Below are 18,713 nucleotides of genomic sequence, written 5' to 3' on the forward strand. Positions count from 1 at the left end.
CTGTTCAGAGCGTCACGCCAGCCAACGCGCGATCCTGTCCATGGCCTCGACCATGTCGGCCTCGGCGCCGGCATAGGAGAAGCGCATCGTGCGGTGCCCTTCCAGCGGATCGAAGTCGAATCCCGGGGTTGCCGCGACGTTGATCTCGGCGAGCATCCGCTTGGCAAAGGCCATGCTGTCATTGGTAAAGCGGGTGACATCCGCATAGGCGTAGAAGGCACCGTCCATCGGCGAGGCGATCGAGAAGCCGATCTCCGGCAACCGCTTCATGAGCATGTCCCGGTTGGCGGCATAGGCGGCCTTGTAACGGTCGAGCTCCTCATGCGCGTTGAGTGCTGCTTCTGCCGCGATCTGCGAGAGCTCGGGCGGCGAGATGTAGAGGCTCTGGGCGATGCGCTCGAAGCCGCGCACCTTGTCAGCCGGCAGCACCATCCAGCCGATCCGCCAGCCGGTCATGCAATAGTATTTCGAGAAGGAGTTGATGACGATTACCTCGTCGGTCACCTCCAGCGCGCTTGCCTCTTCGCCGGCAAAGGTCAGTCCGTGATAGATCTCGTCGGAAATGAAGGCGATCGATTCGGCCCGGCAATAGTCAGCCAGCGCCTTGAGGCCCGCCCTGCCCGTCACCGTTCCGGTCGGGTTGGCTGGGCTCGCCAAAAGCACGCCCTTCAATGGACGGCCTATTTTCGCAGCGGCACGCGAAAGACTTTCAGGCGTCAGAGTGAAGCCGGTCTCGGCATTGGCCTCGACCTCGACGACCGTCAGGCCAAGCGCTGCGAGGATGTTGCGATAGGCCGGATAGCCGGGCCTCGCGATCGCGACGCAATCGCCAGGATCGAAGAGGGCCAGGAAAGCGAGATTGAAGCCTGCGGATGAGCCGGTGGTGACCGCGACCCGCTGCGGATCGAGCGCGATGCCGTGGCGCTTTTCATAGTGCCGGGCGATTGCTGTGCGCAGCGACAAGGTGCCGAGCGCGTCGGTATAGCCGAGCCGGCCATGTTCAAGCGCTTTGCGCGCCGCTTCAAGAGCTGCCTTCGGCGCCGGGTGGGCGGGCTGCCCGACGGCCATCGAGATCACCGGGTGGCCGGCATCCCGGCGACGGGTCGCCTCCGCCAGTACGTCCATCGCATGGAAAGGTTCGACGGCACTGCGTTTTGACAAATCTACCAACGGAAAATCCTCGATATGCGGCTGTTCTCCAGCCCTTTGCCCGATGAAAATGACCTTCACAAGTCCGCGAGTGCCGTATTTCCGCCGATTTTGCCGTTTCGTTTCCGCGGCACCCACCCTATGCTGCCGGCATATTGCGGATACGAGGAATCCTGTTGTCATTCAGAACAGCCGGTTGACCCGGCGACACGCGATGGACGACACACGGGATACGCAAGGACAACGAGGTAGAAATGAACTTCAGCACCAAGATGATTGCCGCCGGGACGCTCGCAGCGCTCGTGGCCGGGGTCAGCCTGCCCCAGAACGCATTCGCGCTCGACGCGAAGCAGAAGGAAGAGATCGGCGCCTTCATCAAGGAATACCTGATCGCCAATCCGGAGATCATGCTCGAGGTCCAGGAGGCGCTGACGACGGAACAGCGCGCCAAGCAGCAGGAAGCGGCGGAAAGCGCGATCACCGAGAACAACAAGGCGATCTTCAATTCCGACTACGACATGGTGCTCGGCAATCCCAAGGGCGACGTCACCGTTGTCGAGTTCTACGACTACAACTGCGGCTACTGCAAACGCGCGCTTTCCGACATGGACGACATCCTCGCCAAGGACAAGAACGTGCGCTTCGTGCTGAAGGAACTGCCGATCCTCGGACCGGATTCGCTGGCCGCCCACAAGGTGAGCGCCGCCTTCCGCCTGGTCGCTCCGGAGAAATACGGCGACTTCCACCGGGCGCTGCTCGGCGGGGAAGACCGCGCCACGGAGGAGACAGCGCTTGCGGTTGCCGCCAAGCTCGGCGTCTCCGAAAAGGACCTGCGCGCGAAAATGGAAAAGGAGCCGCATGATGCGGCCGTGCGCGAGGCCTACAGCCTTGCCAACGACCTCGGCATCACCGGAACGCCCTCCTACGTCATCGGCAACGAAGCGGTCTTCGGGGCAGTCGGCGCCGAGGAGATCGAGGGCAAGGTCGCCAATATGCGCGAATGCGGCAAGACCGCCTGCTGACAAACCTTCCCATGACTGTGGACAAATCCCGCGGGGGCCCAAAGGGCTTTTCCTCGCGGGACCATCAGTCTATAGGTAACCCTCCATGACCGGACCGGAATCCCTTATGCCATCGACCATTTTCGTGCTGAACGGCCCCAACCTGAATGCGCTGGGCAAGCGCGAGCCGGGTATTTATGGCGGCCAGACCCTGGCCGACATCGAGGCCATGTGCAAGGCAGAAGGCAAGGCGCTCGGATTCGACGTCGATTTCCGCCAGTCGAACCATGAGGGAATGCTGGTCGATTGGCTGCACGAGGCCGGCAACGTCGCCGCGGGCGTGGCAATCAACCCGGCCGCCTATGGCCACACGTCGATCGCGCTTCACGATGCCATCCGCGCCATCGGCATTCCGGTCGTCGAACTGCACCTCTCGAACATCCATGCGCGTGAGGAGTTCCGCCACAAGTCGATGATCGCACCCGCCGTCAAGGGCGTCATCTGCGGCTTCGGCGCCCAGAGTTACATTCTTGCGCTGCATGCGCTAAAGAACCTGACAAATCCGTCGAAATAAAAAGAACACAAGAGGCTCATATTCCATGGCTGACAAGAAACCAGGTATCGACCAGGCGCTGATCCGCGATCTCGCCAACATTCTCAAGGACACCGATCTGACCGAGATCGAAGTCGAGCAGGACGACCTGCGCATTCGCGTTTCGCGCAACGGCACGCCGGTTGCCATGCCGATGGCCATGCCGCAGATGCCGGCTTACCAGATGCCCGCCGCAGCGGCCGCTCCTGCAAACGCCGTTGCCGCTCCTGCCGCCGAGAGCGCCCGTGCATCGAAGAATGCCGTGACCGCACCGATGGTCGGCACTGCCTATCTGTCTCCCGCACCGGGAGCCCGCCCCTTCGTTGAAGTCGGCGCCACGGTCAAGGAAGGCCAGACGATCCTCATCATCGAAGCGATGAAGACAATGAACCAGATCCCGGCTCCGCGCTCGGGCAAGGTCACCGAAATCTTCGTCCAGGACGCAGCCCCCGTCGAATATGGCGAACCGCTGATCGTAATCGAATAAGGCGGCGCGGCGATGATCTCGAAAATTCTCATTGCCAATCGCGGCGAAATCGCCCTTCGCGTGCTTCGTGCCTGCAAGGAACTCGGCATCGCCACGGTCGCCGTTCATTCCACGGCCGACGCCGACGCCATGCATGTGCGCCTCGCCGACGAGAGCGTTTGCATCGGCCCGCCGCCCTCGCGCGATAGCTATCTGAACATTCACCAGATCGTCGCCGCCTGCGAAATCACCGGTGCCGACGCTGTGCATCCAGGCTACGGCTTCCTGTCGGAAAACGCCAAGTTCGCCGAAATCCTTGAAGCGCACGACATCACCTTCATCGGCCCGACGGCGGAACACATCCGCATCATGGGTGACAAGATCACCGCCAAGCAAACGGCGCAGGAACTTGGCATCCCGGTCGTTCCGGGTTCCGACGGCGAAGTAAAGCCGGAAAACGCCCTCGAAGTCGCCCGCAAGATCGGTTTCCCGGTCCTGATCAAGGCGACCGCCGGCGGCGGCGGCCGCGGCATGAAGGTCGCCCGCAGCGAGGCTGACCTCGAGGAAGCCGTTGCGACGGCCCGCACCGAAGCGCTTGCCGCTTTCGGCAACGACGCCGTCTACATGGAGAAGTACCTCTCCAAGCCGCGCCACATCGAAATCCAGATCGTCGGCGACGGCGCCGGCAATGCGGTGCATCTCGGTGAACGCGATTGCTCGCTGCAGCGTCGTCACCAGAAGGTCTGGGAAGAGGCAAACTCCCCGGCGCTCAACGTCGACCAGCGCATGAAGATCGGTCAGGTCTGCGCCGACGCCATGAAGAAGCTGAAGTATCGCGGCGCCGGCACGATCGAATTCCTCTACGAAAACGGCGAGTTCTATTTCATCGAAATGAACACCCGTCTTCAGGTCGAGCATCCGATTACCGAGGCGATCACCGGCATCGACCTGGTGCACGAGCAGATCCGCGTCGCCTCCGGCGGTGGCCTCTCGGTCCGGCAGGAAGACATCGTGTTCTCCGGCCACGCGATCGAGTGCCGCATCAATGCCGAAGACCCGCGCACCTTCGTCCCATCCCCGGGCACGATCACGCATTTCCATGCGCCGGGCGGTCTTGGCGTGCGCGTCGACTCGGGTGCCTATCAGGGCTACCGGATCCCGCCTTACTACGACAGCCTGATCGGCAAGCTGATCGTGCACGGCCGTACCCGCGTCGAATGCATGATGCGTCTGCGCCGCGTGCTTGACGAATTTGTCATCGACGGCATCAAGACGACGCTTCCGCTGTTCCAGGACCTGATCAATAATCAGGACATTGCCAACGGCGACTACGATATCCACTGGCTGGAGAAGCATCTGGCCGCCACGTCCGAGTAAGGACCAGACATTGAAGGGGACGCGCAGCAAGCAGCCCGATATTACGCCGGACATGCTGCTGCGCGCCTATTCGATCGGCCTCTTCCCGATGGCCGATTCGGCTGACGACCCGGAAATCTTCTGGGTCGAGCCGGAAATTCGCGGGGTGATCCCGCTCGCAGGCTTCCACACCTCTCGCAGCCTCGCCAAAACCATCCGCCGAAAGCCCTTCGACATCCGCTTCAACACTGCGTTCGAAGCGGTCATGGACGGCTGCGCTGCCCCTGCTCCCGACCGGCCAACCACCTGGATCAACAACAAGATCCGCACGCTCTACGCGACGCTGCATACGATGGGCTATGCCCACAGCGTCGAGGCGTGGGAAGGCGACCAACTGGTTGGCGGACTTTACGGCGTTTCGCTCGGCTCGGCCTTCTTCGGCGAAAGCATGTTTTCCAGACGCACCGACGCCTCGAAGATCTGCCTCGTCCATCTGGTCGAGCGACTGAAGGCGCGTGGCTTCGAACTGCTCGATACACAGTTCACCACCGAGCACCTGAAGTCGTTTGGTGCCATCGACGTGCCAAAGGCGGAATACGAAGTGCTTCTGGCGAACGCGATGTCGTCGCCCGACCTCGCCTTCTAACCAAGCCAAATCTCAAAGAATGGGAATACGCCGCCGCTCAGCGCTTCTGCGCGGTGTCCGGCGGCGGCAGGTCCGAGGTCGCCTTGCAGGACTGCAGCCAGACGTCATAGACCGGATGCTCGACGGCGTTCAGACCGGGGCTATCGGCAAACATCCAGCCGGTGAAGATGCGGCGGATCTTGCGGTCGAGTGTGATTTCCTCGACCTCGACGAAGGTCGTGATCTTCTGCGCTTCCGTGTCGTCACGGCTGTAGCAGACGCGCGGCGTGACCTGAAGGGCGCCGAACTGCACGGTCTCGCCGATGTAGACGTCGAAAGTGGTTATTCGGCCGGTGATCTTGTCGATACCGGAGAACACGGCGACGGCGTTGGAAAGGCGGGCTGCGTCAACCGCTTCCGCAGATGCCACCAGCGGCAAGGCGGCAAGCAGGGACAAGCCCAAACGCCGTGTTCCTTGGCCGATTGCCTTGCGCAGATCAGAACCTGCCATAGTCGCCTGTCTCCCGCGTATCCTGTTCGTCATCGATGGATTTCAGGCGCTAACCATCAATTGTGGCCGCGCCATGATCGAGGAACCCATTCCGCGGTCCGTCGTCGTCACTGAGAACAGATTGTTCAGGAGCCGGGCGTCCAGGCGTCGTAGTCGCCGGTCACGCGGGGACGCTTGCCGGTGGCGGCAATCGAGCCCTGCGGGCGGTAGGCGTTGGCCGTTCCGGTCGGATTGACGCGGTGCGCCTTCTGCCACTCGCGCGGCGTGTACTTTTCATCAGCCGGAGAAACGTCGGTCCGGTGATGCATCCAGCCGTGCCAGCCGGCCGGAATGGCGGAGGCTTCGGCGTAGCCGTTGTAGATCACCCAGCGGCGGGTGCGGCCTTCAGAATCCTTGCCGCCCTGGTAGTAGACATTACCGAGTTCGTCTTGACCGACCCGTTCACCGTGGCGCCAGGTGTGAAAGCGCGTTCCGATCGTCTGTTCGTTCCACCAGGTGAAAATCTGCAGCAGGAGCTTCATGGATGCCGTCCTTGACCGGCCGTTGGGAAGGCGGCCAGATACCAAAACAATGTTCCCGCTTATGCCCCGCCGCTCAGGGCTTGTCCAGTGATTCCGAGGCGGAGGCGGTCATTTCAACGGCAGGTGAAAGCCGAAGTGGCTGCGCACAAAGCCTAGACGCTCGTAGAAGCGATGCGCATCGGTGCGCACGGCGTTGGACGTGAGCCTTACCTTCTTTGCGCGCTTCTCCCGCGCCTCGCCAATGGCATGGCGCATCATGCGCTCGCCGATCCCACGGCCGCGCATGTCCGCACGCGTCTGGACCGCTTCGACGATCAGGCTGGAGCTTCCACGCCCAGACAGAGACGTGTGCAGCGCGGTTTGAAAAGTGCCGACGACCTGCCCTTCAAGAACCGCGACAAAGAGCGTCTGCAGCGTCGAGGCTTCAATCCGGTCGTAGGCAGCGGCGTAGTCCGCGAAGGCCTCGGGGTCGGTCGTGTCGCCGTGGCCGCCGAGCGGATCATTGGCGAAGAGCGCGACGATCGCTTCGAGGTCCTTACGCTCGGCCTTGCGGATCAAGAGTTCGGTCGCGTCCATGGTTTCCCCGCTCACATCGTTCATCGCCCGCGGATCAAACACCCGGAGGTAACGGCGCGATGACAGAGCCGTGCCTCTCAAGCTTATCCACAGGCATGCGAAACTTCAGGCAATCGGACGGATCGCCTAGCCGAGAAGCGGCTTTTCCAGAGCGATGGCCGGCAGACCGGACGGGTCGTCAACCGGGGTCTCGCCCACTTCGGCAAAGCCGTGCGCGCGATAGAAGGTGAGCGCGTGCAGGTTCTGCGGCTCGACCTCGACGCGCATGCGCTCGGCGTCCGGGAAGCAGGTTTCGAGTTCGGCGAAGATATCGCGGCCGACGCCCTGGCGCTGGAACTTCGGAAGGACATAGAGCTGGTGCAGCACCACCGTCTTGGCTTGCGTGTCGGACATCGCCGCATAGCCCATGCCGCCCAGCTGCCTTCCATCGTCGGCAACAAGAAACTCGGCGTTCTTGCGCGCGAGTCGGGCTTTGAGCGCCGGCAGCGAATGCCAGCGCTCCGTGAGTTCGTTGACCTTCTCGACACCGTAGAAAGTGTCATAGGTCGCGTGCCACGTTTCGATCAGCAGAGCGTGAACCTTCTCCAGGTCGCGCTCGCTTGCCGTGCGCACGAAGAACATCGTTATTCCTCGATGCCGAGCTTGGCCTTGACGAGCGCCTGTACGGCCTGCGGGTTGGCCTTGCCGCCGGTCGCCTTCATCACTTGGCCGACGAACCAGCCAGCGAGCGAAGGCTTGGCCTGCACCTTGGCGACCTGATCCGGGTTGGCGGCGATGATCTCGTCGACGGCCTTCTCGATGGCGCCGGTGTCGGTCACCTGCTTCATGCCGCGCGCTTCAACGATCTCGGCCGGGTCGCCGCCCTCGTTCCAGACGATCTCGAAGAGGTCCTTGGCGATCTTGCCGGAGATGGTCTCGGCCCTGATGAGATCGATGATGCCGCCGAGCTGTGCCGGGGAAACCGGAGTCTCTTCAATGGCTTTGCCGGCTTTGTTCAAGGCACCGAGCAGGTCGTTGATGACCCAATTGGCGGCAATCTTGCCGTCGCGCCCTTCGGCAACCGCCTCGAAATAATCGGCGATCGACTTTTCGGAGACGAGCACCGAGGCGTCATAGACCGAGAGGCCGAGGTCGCGCACGAAGCGCTCCTTCTTGTCGTCGGGCAGTTCCGGCAGGTCGGCCTTCAGCGCCTCGACGAAGGCGTCGTCGAACTCCAGTGGCAGCAGGTCCGGATCCGGGAAGTAGCGGTAGTCGTGCGCGTCTTCCTTGGAGCGCATCGAGCGGGTCTCGCCCTTGTTCGGGTCGAACAGGCGGGTCTCCTGGTCGATGCTGCCACCGTCCTCAAGAATGCCGATCTGGCGGCGTGCCTCGTATTCGATCGCCTGGCCGATGAAGCGGATCGAGTTGACGTTCTTGATTTCGCAGCGCGTGCCGAAGCCCTCGCCCGGACGACGCACGGAAACGTTGACGTCGGCGCGCATCGAGCCTTCGTCCATGTTGCCGTCGCACGTGCCGAGATAGCGCACGATCGAGCGCAGCTTCGTCATGTAGGCCTTGGCCTCATCCGACGAGCGCATGTCCGGCTTGGAGACGATCTCCATCAGCGCCACGCCCGAGCGGTTGAGGTCGACATAGGACATCGACGGATGCTGGTCGTGCATCGACTTGCCGGCATCCTGCTCCAGATGCAGGCGCTCGATGCCGATCTCGACATCCTCGAACTGGCCCTGACGATCCGGGCCGACCGAAATGATGATCTTGCCCTCGCCGACGATCGGATCCTTGAACTGCGAGATCTGATAGCCCTGCGGCAGGTCCGGATAGAAATAGTTCTTGCGGTCGAAGATCGAGCGATTGTTGATCGCGGCCTTGAGGCCGAGACCGGTGCGCACCGCCTGCTTCACGCATTCCTCGTTGATCACGGGCAGCATGCCGGGCATAGCGGCATCGACCAGCGAGACGTTCGCATTCGGCGCATTGCCGAACTCCGTCGATGCGCCCGAGAACAGCTTCGAATTGGAAAGCACCTGGGCATGGACTTCCATGCCGATGATGACTTCCCAGTCGCCAGTGGCGCCGGGGATGAAGCGTTTCGGATCGGGGGTGCGGACGTCGACAATGCTCATATCATGCTCTTCTTTGAAGCCTGAATTCTTGGTTTCTCGGTAGAACAATTGGTCCGCCGGTGCAAGTTGTTCGGCTGGATCAGAAGCGCCATATGCAATCTCATGCGGACGGCGAGCCTCTCTTAACCACCGTTTAGCGCCTATCGGCAAGACTTCGCTCATGTCCATCGGCCCTGCCCTGCTCTCGTTCGCAATTCTCGTCAACTTGGCGGCCTTCGGGCTGTTCTGGTACGACAAGCGAGCGGCGCGCTCCGGCCGACGGCGGATCAGCGAGCGGACCCTGCTCACTCTCGCCTTTTTCGGCGGCAGCCCGGGAGCGATGACGGCGCGCCATATCTTCCGACACAAGACGCGTAAGGAACCCTTTCGCACGCGCCTCGCGTTGATCATCGTCTTGCAAGTGGCGCTGGCGGCCATTGGCACCCTGGCGTTGCAATGACACCTTGACGCGCGAACGACGGCCTTTTAGGAAGGCACCGTTCTATTGGAGTTTTTATGTTCCGTTCTTCGCCTGAGTCCCGGTAAAGCCCGTCCGCGTAATCCGCTTTGATTGCGCGCACGGGCCGGAAACGTCACCCCGCATCTTCAGTAATTTGCGGAACGTTTTCCTGCGTTCATACGAACGCGATTCCGGAACATTCAGACAATGGACATCTCGCGCGCAGAACAGCGCATTCTTCATCATTTGGCCCAGGGCGGCCGCATCGAAATCACCCGCGACGACAAGGCGATCACCGAAATCCGGTGCTTCACCCGTGACGGCTGGGTCTATCCCGGCTTCGACCTCGAACTTTTCCGCAGATTGAAGCGGAAGAAGGCGATTTCATCGTCCGGCGGAAAACCCTACCGCATCACGGAACGCGGGCTGCAGCTCGTGCGCTCCGAACTTAACAACCGCTAGCGGCGAATACGAGCGATACCGGGCATGCCAGCATGCCCGGTATCGTCAGACGCGCACTTTACTTTACGGAAAGTGACTTACGTTGCGTGAGCGCTCGACGGGGCAGCGCATTGCACGCGGTCGCGGCCCGCAGCCTTCGCCTGGTAGAGCGCGCGGTCGGCCGCAAGCAGCAAGCCGTCGAGACCGGTGTCGCGGGTCATGACTTCGGCAGCGCCGATGCTGATGGTGACGTCGATCCTTCCGCCCTGCTCCAGGTCGATATGGAGCGCGCGCACGGCCTCGAGCAGTCGCTCGGCGACCTTGAGCGCATCAGTCGGGGATTGCCGAACCAGCACAACGGCAAACTCTTCTCCGCCAAGCCGACCGACGAGATCCTCAAAACGCAGCGTCCCGCGAACGGCGCCTGCGACCGAGACCAGCACCTGATCGCCGACGGCGTGACCATAGGTGTCATTGATCGCCTTGAAGCGGTCGATGTCGAGCATCATTACCACCGTCCCGCCTTTTCGGGCGACCGGCGCTGCGATCAGCGCGGCCGCGCGCGCCATGAAGGTCGCGCGCGCCAGGCACTGGGTCAGAAAATCATAATCGACCGCATGGGACAGGCGCCCAATCAGCGCCCGTCGTGCGGCATCGACGCTGGCGACCGCCAGCGGGCAGAGCGCAAGAAGGGTCGTCCCCAGCCGGGTGGAGGTGAGCGTCTCCTCGGCAACGCCGCTGACGCCGAGATGCAGGGCGCCGGAGGCAACGGCAATCTGCGTCAACACACAGACGATCGCCGTCAGGATCGTCACCGGGAACAAGCCATAGCTGAGCGCGCACCACAAGAGTGCCGGCACCGGGAAAGCGAAAGCGCCTGGGCCGCCGATGACGAGTGCCGCAGCGCAGGACAAGACCAGGGAGACGAACGGCCAGACGGTTGCAGAAGCAGAGGCCGTTGACACCGTCGTTCTCGTGGCACGGGATCGCAAACCGTCTTCAGGAAGCGGCGCTGCCAGGAAAACCGGGAGCAGAACCACATAATTGACCAGCTCGGTGGTGAGCCAGGCGACGAATGCGTCCGCGACGGGTTTGCCGAAGGACAAGTGAACCGCGACCGCTCCGACGAGCGAGGCGCCCATCGCCGCCAGAGAGGAGGCAGCGAACATGTAAAGGACCGAGCGCGCCCGGCGCAGGTGCCGATGCTCCGGCGAAAAGCGGCGATAGAGCAGGAAGCCGATGACGACGCCGACCATGTTGGCCGCATTCAGCGCCGCAGCTTCATAGAGATCCGCGCCGGTCACCAGGTCCGCAAGAACGTAGGCCAATGCCGCCGTCAGCCATCCAGCCGGGCTGGCGATCGACGGTTTTCTGATCAGCAGACCGAGCAGGATCGCATTTGCCGGCCAGATCGAAGCCAGCATGCCGACCGGGCGACTCAAGATGCCGAGCACGCAGGCGGTGAAGACGATCACGCCCAGGCCGGCAAGCCAAAACGAATGGTGGAAAGGTCTCAGAACCAACGGTCGCGGAACCGTTTTATCCAGCATCTGCAACAAGCGCCCCCCTTGCGGTGCCCCACCACCACGTCATACCCCATAATATTTCATGGACCTAATGAATGCGGTGTGAATAGGCCAGCCGGCTTTGCGCGTGGCTGCCATGCATGAGGTGGCGGGGTGTCAATGATCCGGGCTTTGCTCCAGAGATTTGCTCAGACCGATGAAGGCAACGTCGCTGTCGAGTTGCGGCGCATAGGCGGTCGACAGCCAACTCACGCCATAGCTGTGATTGCGGAAGAAGCGCACGGCGCGGTCGTTGCGCGCGTGCGTCTTGGTGGTGGCCGCGTCGAATCCGTCCGCAGCAATACGACGCTCGATCTCAGCAAGCAGCAGCCCGCCGAAGCCCCTGCCCTGGAGCTGCGGCTCGATCCACAGATCGGAGATCGCATTGTCGAAGTTCTCGCACGCCACCCAACCGCAGATGGCGCCCTCGCCTTCGACGAGCAAAACGGAAAGCCAGTGATCGAACAGAAAACGGAGAAATGCGGCCTCGGCCACGCGCCGCATCTTTTCGCCATCGGCGAGGCCCGCAATTGCCGACTGCCAGGATCTAAGGCCGATTTCGGCCAGCCGGTCGACGTCGCCGGCGCGGGCATGGCGGATGACGGGCATGACGCGGTCTCCTTCCGCGACAAGAGTGGCTTTCAATGCAACCGAAGAAGAAAGGGCGGTACCTCGTCGGTACCGCCCCTCAAGAGATTACCACCACTTGGTGGGTGTGAAGCGGCCGGCCGCCTGTTCGATCACATGCGCCGTCTTGAACAGCGTCTCTTCCTCGAACGGCTTGCCGATCAGCTGCAGGCCAAGCGGCAGGCCCTTGTGGTCGAGACCGCCGGGAACGGCGATACCGGGAAGGCCGGCCATGTTCACCGTTACCGTGAAGATGTCGTTGAGGTACATCTTGACCGGATCGGATGCCAGATCCTCGTCGGCGATGCCGAAGGCAGACGACGGCGTCGCCGGCGTCAGGATGGCGTCAACGCCGGCGTGGAACGCCAGTTCGAAGTCGCGCTTGATCAGCGTGCGCACCTTCTGTGCTTGCAGATAGTAGGCATCGTAGTAGCCGGCCGAAAGCACGTAGGTGCCGATCATGATGCGGCGCTTGACTTCGTGACCGAAGCCGGCTGCGCGCGTCTTTTCGTACATGTCGACGATGTCCTTGCCGTCGACGCGCAGGCCGTAGCGAACGCCGTCATAGCGGGCAAGGTTCGAGGAGGCCTCGGCCGGAGCGACGATGTAGTAGGCCGGCAGCGCGTATTTCGTGTGCGGCAGGGTGATGTCGACGATCTCGGCACCGGCTTCCTTCAGCCAGGCAATGCCCTGCTGCCAGAGCGCTTCGATCTCTTCCGGCATGCCATCGACGCGGTACTCGCGCGGAATGCCGATCTTCATGCCCTTGATCGACTTGCCGATCGCGGCTTCGTAATCCGGCACCGGCAGATCGACCGAGGTCGTGTCCTTGGCGTCGACGCTTGCCATCGACTTCAGGAGAATCGCGGCATCGCGCACGTCACGGGCGATCGGGCCTGCCTGGTCGAGCGACGAGGCGAAAGCGACGGTGCCCCAGCGCGAGCAGCGACCATAGGTCGGCTTGATGCCGACGGTGCCGGTAAAGGCTGCCGGCTGGCGGATGGAGCCGCCGGTATCGGTGGCGGTCGCGCCGGCGCAGAGATGCGCGGCAACGGCTGCGGCGGAACCACCGGAGGAGCCACCCGGCACGAGATCCAGATTGGAGCCCTTGGCGCGCCACGGGTTCTTGACCGCGCCGTAGTAGGAGGTCTCGTTCGACGAGCCCATGGCGAACTCGTCCATGTTCAGCTTGCCGAGCATGACGGCGCCGTCGCTCCAGAGGTTCTGGGTCACGGTCGATTCGTAGCGCGGCGCGAAACCGTCGAGGATGTGGCTGCAGGCCTGGGTGTGCACGCCTTCGGTGGCGAAGAGGTCCTTGATGCCGAGCGGGATGCCTTCGAGCGCACCGGCCTTGCCGGCGGCGATACGCGCATCCGAGGCCTTGGCCATCTCTCGTGCCTTTTCGGGCGTGACGGCGATGTAGGCGTTGATCGCCTCATTGGCGGCATCGATCGCGCCGAGATAGGCATCGGTCAGTTCGACGGCGGTGATGTCCTTCGCGGCGAGCTTGGTGCGGGCTTCGGCAATCGTCAGGCTGGTAAGGTCGGTCATGGTAAAATCTGGCTTTCGCAATCAGAAACGTCGGGGCGGCTGGCGGGAGATTACTCGACCACCTTCGGAACGAGGAAGAAATTGCGATCGGAATTCGGCGCATTGGCAACGATGTCGTCGGCCTTGTTGCCGTCCGATACGGTGTCCGTCCGCTTCTTCATATCCATCGGCGTGACCGAGGTCATCGGCTCGACGCCATCGACATTCACTTCGGAGAGCTGCTCGACGAAACCGAGGATGCCATTGAGCTCACCCATCATCCGTTCGGCTTCTTCTTCGCTGACGGCGATACGGGCAAGGCGCGCGACGCGCTTCACGGTGGCAAGGTCTACGGACATGATCGTCTCCGGTAACTGGAACTTCCCCCGCTATAATGGCGCAGGGCGAGCCACGCAACGGGGGAATTGCCGGAGGACCGGGCCTCTCGTCAAAAGGCCCGGCGCAACATCAAATCTCGACGACGCCGCCGACGTGCGGCGTCGCCACCTTGGTCGACGCGCTTTCCATGCCGGCAACGAAGGTTTCCGGGGTCTGGTCGATGATCGGGAACGAGCCGTAATGGCAGGGGATGGCTGTCGAGAACTTGAAGAAGCGCTGGCAGGCAAGGGCCGCAACCGCCCCGCCCATGGTGAAACGATCGCCGATCGGCACGATGCCGATCTCCGGCTGATGCAACTCGTTGATCAGCGCCATGTCGGAGAAGATGTCGGTATCACCCATGTGATAGAGCGTCGGCTCGTCCTCGAAATGCAGCACCAGGCCGTTGGCATTGCCGAGCGAGTGCGAGACGCCGTCCTCGGTCAGCTGCGCCGACGAATGCAGCGCGTTGACGAAGGTCGTCGAGAAACTACCGAGATTGATCGTGCCGCCGGTGTTCCCCATTTCCAGCGCCTTGACGCCATGCCGGCCGAGCCAGGCGGCAAGGTCGGCATTGGCAACGACCGTCGCGCCCGTCTCCTTGGCGATCGCAATGGTATCGCCGACATGGTCGCCGTGACCATGGGTCAGGAGAATGTGGGTGAGCCCGGCGGTCGCGTCCCGGCGCTCCTCGTCGCGGAACGCCGGATTGCCGGTAAAGAAGGGGTCGATCAGGATTTTGGACTTTGCCGTTTCGATGTGAAAGGCGGCATGGCCGAGCCATTTGATCTTCATGACGATCTCCCTGATGATTTGTCTGTCGCAACAGCATATGGATCAGACAACTCTCCGCGCAAAGATCGAATCGACAATCCCATGGCAATTCTCACCATCGAAGAACTCGCAGCCCAGCTACAGCCGAACCAGGCGATTGCAGGCCTCGACCTCGGCACGAAAACGATCGGCCTCTCGGTCTCCGATCTCGGTCGCCGCTTTGCGACCCCGCGCGAGGTGATCCGTCGGGTCAAGTTCGGCGTGGACGCGGAGGCGCTGCTGTCGGCAGCGACGAAAGAAAAGATCGCGGCCTTCGTCATCGGCCTGCCCGTCAATATGGACGGCAGCGAGGGGCCGCGCTGTCAGGCGACCCGCGCCTTCGTGCGCAACATGGAACAGAAAACGCCCCTGCCCTTCGTCTTCTGGGATGAACGGCTTTCGACCGTCGCGGCCGAGCGGGTGCTGATCGAGATGGACGTGTCACGACGCAAGCGGGCCGAACGCATCGATTCGGCCGCGGCCTCGTTCATTCTTCAGGGCGCGCTCGACAGGCTGGCGTCGCTGGCAAGAGACGGCCTCTCGGACTGAGGGGCCGCGGCACCGAAGCGGCGACGATACCAGGCGGCGATCTGGCGGCGCTTGCGAAAGCCGATGATGGCGAAAACGATCAGGCTGTCGACGACGATCGCGCGGGCTACGAGCGGCGGAATGGTTTCCGGCGGGATGCCGAGGACGTTTCCGTAGATCTGGAACACCAGATCATGGGTTTGGCGCGTCAGCATAAAGAAGCCGAAGCTCATGTCGTAGTACGACAGGCCGTACCAGGAGCCCAGCAGCAGGATCGGCCCGCCCCAAAGGATCAGAAACCACTTCATGCGGCTCCCCTTTCCGAGATCTGCCGAAAGACAACTGGGTAAATCGCGCGGTCAGCCAGCACGACGGCCACAAGAACCATAGCCGGAACTGCGATATCTAGCGCCAGTCCGGCAAAAAACATCATCATGATGATCATAAGACCAGTTCTCACCGAACCGCTCCATTCCGGAATCCATTAAAATGCCGGATCAATCTCCGCCCTTGCGGCGACCCGCGCAACGTAAACCATTTGTTAAGGTTAATTTTCACAGGGCAGTCCGGTCGCGGATCCTTGAAGGCGGGACACTCCCGTTTGATCGCCGCCTCGTGCCACCAGCGCATTCCGGTCGGCGATGATTTGAGGTAGCGATAGACGTCCCGCACGCAGGCCCTCCCCCATGACCGTCGTCTTTGAAAGCATTCTTCCCGTCTTCCTCCTGGTTCTGCTTGGCTCCTGGCTCAAGCGTTCGACCTTGATCGATCAGGGTCTTTGGCTCGGGCTCGAGCAATTCGGCTACTTCATCCTTTTCCCGTCGCTGTTGTTTTCGACGCTCGCCCAGGCCGATTTTGCCGGATTGAAGGCCGATGCGACGGCGATCGCAACGATCGGAAGCGTCAGTTTGATGTCGGTCTTCGTGCTGCTGTTGTGGCCGATGCTGCGGAACCGCCAGGTATCAGGTGCGTCCTTCACCTCGGTCTTCCAGACGGCGACACGCTGGAATGGGTTCATGGCGCTGGCGATCGCGCAGAAACTCTATGGCCCGATCGGCCTGACACTGACCGCCCTGGTGATGACGCTCGTGATCGTCCCGATCAATCTCTACAATATCGGTGTTCTCGTCTGGTTCGGCGGTGGCAATCGCGACTTCCGCCGCTTCTTCGCCAAGATCGTCACCAATCCGCTGATCGTCGCCTCGGTGCTCGGTATTCTCGTCAACATGATCGGATTGAAGATCTACGGCCCAGTGATGGCCACGATCGATATGCTGGCAAGCGCCTCGCTCAGCCTCGGCCTGGTGATGGTCGGTGCGGGCCTGCGGGCATCCGATGCGCTCAAGCCCAGCAGGACGGCGTTGCTCGCGGTCTTCCTCAAGCTGATCGTGATGCCGGTCTTCATGGTGAGCGCGAGCTACTTGCTCGGCATTCGCGGCGATGCTCTCTTGGTCATCGCGCTCGGCGCGGCCGTGCCGACCGCGATGAACGGCTATCTACTGGCCAAGCAGATGGATGGCGACGCCGAACTCTATGCGGCGGTCGCGACCGTCCAGACGGTCGTTTCGTTCTTCACGATACCGCTGGTCCTCTACCTGACGGCTTACGCCGCAGGGGGCTGACGGCCTATCCCGCAGCGGCCTGACGGCTTACGCCGGACGTCCTGCGGCTCAGGCCGCAGGGGGATAGAGAAGGTCGAGGATGTAGGCGGAATCGAAGCGCGAATCGAGCATGCCGTAGGTCGAGCGCCACCCGGCAGCCAAGCGCGATTCGAGGAAGGCATCGGCAATGCGACCGGCACCGAGACGGTAGAGCTCGGCGGCAGCGGCGGCGAGCGCCAGTTGCTCGACCAGCATGCGGGCCGCACCCTCATCACGCTCGCACAGCGACATGGCCGCGCGCAGCACGTCGATCGTCTTGCGACCGGACGGGCCGAGATCGCGGGCCAGCACGACGAAGAGCTGCTCGAACAGATCCTTGCCCTTGGCGAGAACCCGCAGCACATCCAGCGCCATGACGTTACCGGAGCCTTCCCAGATGGCATTCACAGGCGCTTCGCGGTAGTGGCGCGCCAGTGCCCGCTCTTCCACATAGCCGTTGCCGCCGAGGCACTCCATCGCCTCATAGATCAGAGCCGGCGCGATCTTGCAGGCCCAGTATTTCGCAACCGGCGTCATGATCCGCGCGTAAGCCGCGTCTTCCACGCTGCTGCGCGCCTTGTCGAAGGCTTCGGCCAGGCGGAACGAAAGTGCGCTTGCCGCGGCAACGTCGAGCGCCATGTCGGCGAGCACCCGCGTCATCATCGGCTGGCTGACGAGCGGCTTGCCGAAAACCTTGCGGCCGCGCGTATGATGTACGGCTTCGGCAAGCGAGGCGCGCATCATGCCGGCGGAAGCGAGCGCGCAGTCGAGCCGCGTCAGCGTCACCATGTCGAGGATCGTGCGGAGGCCGGCATCCGGCGCGCCGAGAATGAAACCGAACGTGTCTGAGAACTCGACCTCGGAAGACGCATTGGAGCGGTTGCCGAGCTTGTCCTTCAGCCGCTGGAACCGCAGGCCGTTGGCGCTGCCGTCTTCCAGGAGCCTCGGCACCAGGAAGCAGGCAAGCCCTTCGCGGGTCTGCGCCAGCATGACGAAAGCGTCGCTCATCGGCGCCGACATGAACCACTTGTGGCCATTCAGCCGATAGATGCCCTCGCCCACCCGTTCGGCCGTCGAAGTGTTGGCGCGCACGTCGGTGCCGCCCTGCTTCTCGGTCATGCCCATGCCGACGGTGACGGCCGACTTCTGCATCCACGGACGGTTGGTGGAATCGTACTTTCGCGACAGGATCTTCGGCGCCCACTCCTTCTGCACCGCCGGCGACGCAGTGATCGCTGCCAGCGATGCACTGGTCATCGTCAGCGGGCAGAGATGACCGCATTCGAGCTGCGCCGTCAGATAGAAGCGGATCGCCCGCGTCTTGTGCGACTGGCTGCGCTCGTCCGGCAGATTTTCCCAGGCGGACGCGTGCAGGCCCGAGGACATCGAGCGGCGCATCAGCGCATGCCAGGCCGGGTGGAACTCGACGACATCGAGACGCTCGCCGCGCGGCCCGTGGGTCTTCAGCTTCGGCGGACCTTCGTTCGCCATGCGCGCCAGTTCCTGGGCCTCCGGCGAGGTGACGTAGCGGCCGAGCACGTCGAACTCATCGCGCAGCGTCTTGCTCATGCCCGATGTGATGTCGACCACCAGCGGATCGGAGCGATAGGCGTTGACACCGGACCAGGGCTTGGGCTGGTTGAGCTCGGCGAGTTTCTGTTCAGTCCGGTTCATCTGATTCATGGGCCGGTTCTAGCGCAAGTTTCTCGACCACGGAACGGGGCGAAGAAAAGATAGGATCGCCGTTGCAAGTTTTCTGCGGACTGAACCGCGCAAGCCTTGCCGTGCCGGGGACCAGGTCTTATAGAGCGACCACATTTCCAGAGCGC

At 62.6% G+C, this 18,713-nt stretch carries 23 protein-coding genes; 9 read left to right on the forward strand and 14 right to left on the reverse strand.

What is annotated here, in order from left to right:
* Positions 1-12 precede the first annotated feature (12 nt).
* A complete protein-coding gene (locus OVA00_RS31665) occupies positions 13-1,170 on the reverse strand; it encodes a pyridoxal phosphate-dependent aminotransferase (RefSeq protein WP_089045752.1) in 1,158 nt (385 codons plus the stop codon).
* A gap of 233 nt (positions 1,171-1,403) precedes the next feature.
* Between OVA00_RS31665 and OVA00_RS31670 the strand changes: the two genes are divergently transcribed.
* The 5 genes from OVA00_RS31670 (at position 1,404) to aat (ending at position 5,210) form a co-directional block, all read left to right on the forward strand.
* A complete protein-coding gene (locus tag OVA00_RS31670) occupies positions 1,404-2,171 on the forward strand; it encodes a DsbA family protein (RefSeq protein WP_268090306.1) in 768 nt (255 codons plus the stop codon).
* A 106-nt stretch (positions 2,172-2,277) separates the two neighbouring features.
* On the forward strand, positions 2,278-2,724 hold the full coding sequence (aroQ, locus tag OVA00_RS31675) for a type II 3-dehydroquinate dehydratase (protein ID WP_034795448.1): 447 nt from the start codon (positions 2,278-2,280) through the stop codon (positions 2,722-2,724).
* A gap of 25 nt (positions 2,725-2,749) precedes the next feature.
* A complete protein-coding gene (gene accB / locus OVA00_RS31680) occupies positions 2,750-3,229 on the forward strand; it encodes an acetyl-CoA carboxylase biotin carboxyl carrier protein (RefSeq protein WP_043614150.1) in 480 nt (159 codons plus the stop codon).
* Between the two features lie 12 nt (positions 3,230-3,241).
* Positions 3,242-4,585, forward strand: a complete 1,344-nt coding sequence (accC, locus tag OVA00_RS31685) for an acetyl-CoA carboxylase biotin carboxylase subunit (protein ID WP_034795446.1) — start codon at positions 3,242-3,244, stop codon at positions 4,583-4,585.
* 10 nt (positions 4,586-4,595) lie between these two features.
* Complete coding sequence (aat, locus tag OVA00_RS31690; RefSeq protein WP_034795444.1) at positions 4,596-5,210, forward strand: leucyl/phenylalanyl-tRNA--protein transferase; 615 nt, start codon at positions 4,596-4,598, stop codon at positions 5,208-5,210.
* 37 nt (positions 5,211-5,247) lie between these two features.
* On the opposite strand, the gene OVA00_RS31695 is transcribed toward aat, so the two are convergent.
* From OVA00_RS31695 to gatB, 5 genes are all read right to left on the reverse strand, one after another.
* A complete protein-coding gene (locus tag OVA00_RS31695; RefSeq protein WP_034795441.1) occupies positions 5,248-5,700 on the reverse strand; it encodes a DUF2155 domain-containing protein in 453 nt (150 codons plus the stop codon).
* 125 nt (positions 5,701-5,825) lie between these two features.
* Positions 5,826-6,221 carry an NADH:ubiquinone oxidoreductase subunit NDUFA12 gene (locus tag OVA00_RS31700; RefSeq protein ID WP_060522222.1) on the reverse strand — a complete coding sequence of 132 codons (396 nt, stop codon included), beginning with the start codon at positions 6,219-6,221 and terminating at the stop codon, positions 5,826-5,828.
* A gap of 108 nt (positions 6,222-6,329) precedes the next feature.
* The gene (locus OVA00_RS31705) at positions 6,330-6,821 is read right to left on the reverse strand and encodes a GNAT family N-acetyltransferase (RefSeq protein ID WP_268090307.1); all 492 of its coding nucleotides are present in this window, start codon (positions 6,819-6,821) and stop codon (positions 6,330-6,332) included.
* A gap of 102 nt (positions 6,822-6,923) precedes the next feature.
* A complete protein-coding gene (locus OVA00_RS31710; protein ID WP_268090308.1) occupies positions 6,924-7,418 on the reverse strand; it encodes a GNAT family N-acetyltransferase in 495 nt (164 codons plus the stop codon).
* A gap of 2 nt (positions 7,419-7,420) precedes the next feature.
* Positions 7,421-8,923 carry an Asp-tRNA(Asn)/Glu-tRNA(Gln) amidotransferase subunit GatB gene (gatB, locus tag OVA00_RS31715; RefSeq protein WP_268090309.1) on the reverse strand — a complete coding sequence of 501 codons (1,503 nt, stop codon included), beginning with the start codon at positions 8,921-8,923 and terminating at the stop codon, positions 7,421-7,423.
* A gap of 160 nt (positions 8,924-9,083) precedes the next feature.
* Between gatB and OVA00_RS31720 the strand changes: the two genes are divergently transcribed.
* Both OVA00_RS31720 and OVA00_RS31725 read left to right on the forward strand, forming a co-directional pair.
* Positions 9,084-9,362 carry a DUF1294 domain-containing protein gene (locus OVA00_RS31720; protein WP_090294497.1) on the forward strand — a complete coding sequence of 93 codons (279 nt, stop codon included), beginning with the start codon at positions 9,084-9,086 and terminating at the stop codon, positions 9,360-9,362.
* Positions 9,363-9,569: 207 nt separating this feature from the next.
* Positions 9,570-9,824: a YjhX family toxin gene (locus OVA00_RS31725; RefSeq protein ID WP_268090310.1), complete on the forward strand. Its 255-nt coding sequence runs from the start codon at positions 9,570-9,572 to the stop codon at positions 9,822-9,824.
* Positions 9,825-9,901: 77 nt separating this feature from the next.
* On the opposite strand, the gene OVA00_RS31730 is transcribed toward OVA00_RS31725, so the two are convergent.
* The 5 genes from OVA00_RS31730 to OVA00_RS31750 form a co-directional block, all read right to left on the reverse strand.
* A complete protein-coding gene (locus OVA00_RS31730) occupies positions 9,902-11,326 on the reverse strand; it encodes a GGDEF domain-containing protein (protein ID WP_268090311.1) in 1,425 nt (474 codons plus the stop codon).
* Between the two features lie 159 nt (positions 11,327-11,485).
* Entirely contained in the window at positions 11,486-11,977 is a 492-nt protein-coding gene (locus tag OVA00_RS31735) for a GNAT family N-acetyltransferase (RefSeq protein WP_268090312.1), read from the reverse strand.
* Positions 11,978-12,064: 87 nt separating this feature from the next.
* Positions 12,065-13,546 carry an Asp-tRNA(Asn)/Glu-tRNA(Gln) amidotransferase subunit GatA gene (gene gatA / locus OVA00_RS31740; protein WP_060583558.1) on the reverse strand — a complete coding sequence of 494 codons (1,482 nt, stop codon included), beginning with the start codon at positions 13,544-13,546 and terminating at the stop codon, positions 12,065-12,067.
* 50 nt (positions 13,547-13,596) lie between these two features.
* Positions 13,597-13,884 carry an Asp-tRNA(Asn)/Glu-tRNA(Gln) amidotransferase subunit GatC gene (gene gatC / locus OVA00_RS31745; RefSeq protein ID WP_034795408.1) on the reverse strand — a complete coding sequence of 96 codons (288 nt, stop codon included), beginning with the start codon at positions 13,882-13,884 and terminating at the stop codon, positions 13,597-13,599.
* 109 nt (positions 13,885-13,993) lie between these two features.
* Entirely contained in the window at positions 13,994-14,698 is a 705-nt protein-coding gene (locus tag OVA00_RS31750; protein WP_034795392.1) for a metal-dependent hydrolase, read from the reverse strand.
* 81 nt (positions 14,699-14,779) lie between these two features.
* Here OVA00_RS31750 and ruvX point away from each other — a divergent pair, with 81 nt between their 5' ends.
* Complete coding sequence (gene ruvX / locus OVA00_RS31755) at positions 14,780-15,265, forward strand: Holliday junction resolvase RuvX (RefSeq protein WP_090294502.1); 486 nt, start codon at positions 14,780-14,782, stop codon at positions 15,263-15,265.
* On the opposite strand, the gene OVA00_RS31760 is transcribed toward ruvX, so the two are convergent.
* Both OVA00_RS31760 and OVA00_RS31765 read right to left on the reverse strand, forming a co-directional pair.
* Positions 15,211-15,552 (reverse strand): DUF6105 family protein, encoded by a 342-nt coding sequence (locus tag OVA00_RS31760; protein WP_060522216.1) that lies wholly within the window; start codon positions 15,550-15,552, stop codon positions 15,211-15,213. The genes ruvX and OVA00_RS31760 overlap by 55 nt on opposite strands.
* The gene (locus OVA00_RS31765; protein ID WP_089045732.1) at positions 15,549-15,689 is read right to left on the reverse strand and encodes a hypothetical protein; all 141 of its coding nucleotides are present in this window, start codon (positions 15,687-15,689) and stop codon (positions 15,549-15,551) included. The genes OVA00_RS31760 and OVA00_RS31765 overlap by 4 nt, the downstream gene beginning before the upstream one ends.
* Before the next feature lie 241 nt (positions 15,690-15,930).
* Between OVA00_RS31765 and OVA00_RS31770 the strand changes: the two genes are divergently transcribed.
* Complete coding sequence (locus OVA00_RS31770; protein ID WP_268090313.1) at positions 15,931-16,866, forward strand: AEC family transporter; 936 nt, start codon at positions 15,931-15,933, stop codon at positions 16,864-16,866.
* Positions 16,867-16,914: 48 nt separating this feature from the next.
* On the opposite strand, the gene OVA00_RS31775 is transcribed toward OVA00_RS31770, so the two are convergent.
* Positions 16,915-18,567 carry an acyl-CoA dehydrogenase family protein gene (locus tag OVA00_RS31775; RefSeq protein WP_034795383.1) on the reverse strand — a complete coding sequence of 551 codons (1,653 nt, stop codon included), beginning with the start codon at positions 18,565-18,567 and terminating at the stop codon, positions 16,915-16,917.
* Positions 18,568-18,713: the final 146 nt, after the last annotated feature.

The organism is Ensifer sp. SL37 (assembly GCF_026672675.1).
GTDB classification, from domain to species: domain Bacteria; phylum Pseudomonadota; class Alphaproteobacteria; order Rhizobiales; family Rhizobiaceae; genus Ensifer; species Ensifer adhaerens.

What these genes read in the sequence shown, in the direction of transcription:
- OVA00_RS31670 (WP_268090306.1), top strand. Translation starts at nt 1,404, where the DNA reads ATGAACTTCAGCACCAAGATGATTGCCGCCGGGACGCTCGCAGCGCTC.
- aroQ (WP_034795448.1), top strand. Translation starts at nt 2,278, where the DNA reads ATGCCATCGACCATTTTCGTGCTGAACGGCCCCAACCTGAATGCGCTG.
- accB (WP_043614150.1), top strand. Translation starts at nt 2,750, where the DNA reads ATGGCTGACAAGAAACCAGGTATCGACCAGGCGCTGATCCGCGATCTC.
- accC (WP_034795446.1), top strand. Translation starts at nt 3,242, where the DNA reads ATGATCTCGAAAATTCTCATTGCCAATCGCGGCGAAATCGCCCTTCGC.
- OVA00_RS31695 (WP_034795441.1), bottom strand. Translation starts at nt 5,700, where the DNA reads ATGGCAGGTTCTGATCTGCGCAAGGCAATCGGCCAAGGAACACGGCGT.
- OVA00_RS31700 (WP_060522222.1), bottom strand. Translation starts at nt 6,221, where the DNA reads ATGAAGCTCCTGCTGCAGATTTTCACCTGGTGGAACGAACAGACGATC.
- OVA00_RS31705 (WP_268090307.1), bottom strand. Translation starts at nt 6,821, where the DNA reads ATGAACGATGTGAGCGGGGAAACCATGGACGCGACCGAACTCTTGATC.
- OVA00_RS31710 (WP_268090308.1), bottom strand. Translation starts at nt 7,418, where the DNA reads ATGTTCTTCGTGCGCACGGCAAGCGAGCGCGACCTGGAGAAGGTTCAC.
- gatB (WP_268090309.1), bottom strand. Translation starts at nt 8,923, where the DNA reads ATGAGCATTGTCGACGTCCGCACCCCCGATCCGAAACGCTTCATCCCC.
- OVA00_RS31720 (WP_090294497.1), top strand. Translation starts at nt 9,084, where the DNA reads ATGTCCATCGGCCCTGCCCTGCTCTCGTTCGCAATTCTCGTCAACTTG.
- OVA00_RS31725 (WP_268090310.1), top strand. Translation starts at nt 9,570, where the DNA reads ATGGACATCTCGCGCGCAGAACAGCGCATTCTTCATCATTTGGCCCAG.
- OVA00_RS31735 (WP_268090312.1), bottom strand. Translation starts at nt 11,977, where the DNA reads ATGCCCGTCATCCGCCATGCCCGCGCCGGCGACGTCGACCGGCTGGCC.
- gatA (WP_060583558.1), bottom strand. Translation starts at nt 13,546, where the DNA reads ATGACCGACCTTACCAGCCTGACGATTGCCGAAGCCCGCACCAAGCTC.
- gatC (WP_034795408.1), bottom strand. Translation starts at nt 13,884, where the DNA reads ATGTCCGTAGACCTTGCCACCGTGAAGCGCGTCGCGCGCCTTGCCCGT.
- OVA00_RS31750 (WP_034795392.1), bottom strand. Translation starts at nt 14,698, where the DNA reads ATGAAGATCAAATGGCTCGGCCATGCCGCCTTTCACATCGAAACGGCA.
- ruvX (WP_090294502.1), top strand. Translation starts at nt 14,780, where the DNA reads ATGGCAATTCTCACCATCGAAGAACTCGCAGCCCAGCTACAGCCGAAC.
- OVA00_RS31760 (WP_060522216.1), bottom strand. Translation starts at nt 15,552, where the DNA reads ATGAAGTGGTTTCTGATCCTTTGGGGCGGGCCGATCCTGCTGCTGGGC.
- OVA00_RS31765 (WP_089045732.1), bottom strand. Translation starts at nt 15,689, where the DNA reads ATGATCATCATGATGATGTTTTTTGCCGGACTGGCGCTAGATATCGCA.
- OVA00_RS31770 (WP_268090313.1), top strand. Translation starts at nt 15,931, where the DNA reads ATGACCGTCGTCTTTGAAAGCATTCTTCCCGTCTTCCTCCTGGTTCTG.
- OVA00_RS31775 (WP_034795383.1), bottom strand. Translation starts at nt 18,567, where the DNA reads ATGAATCAGATGAACCGGACTGAACAGAAACTCGCCGAGCTCAACCAG.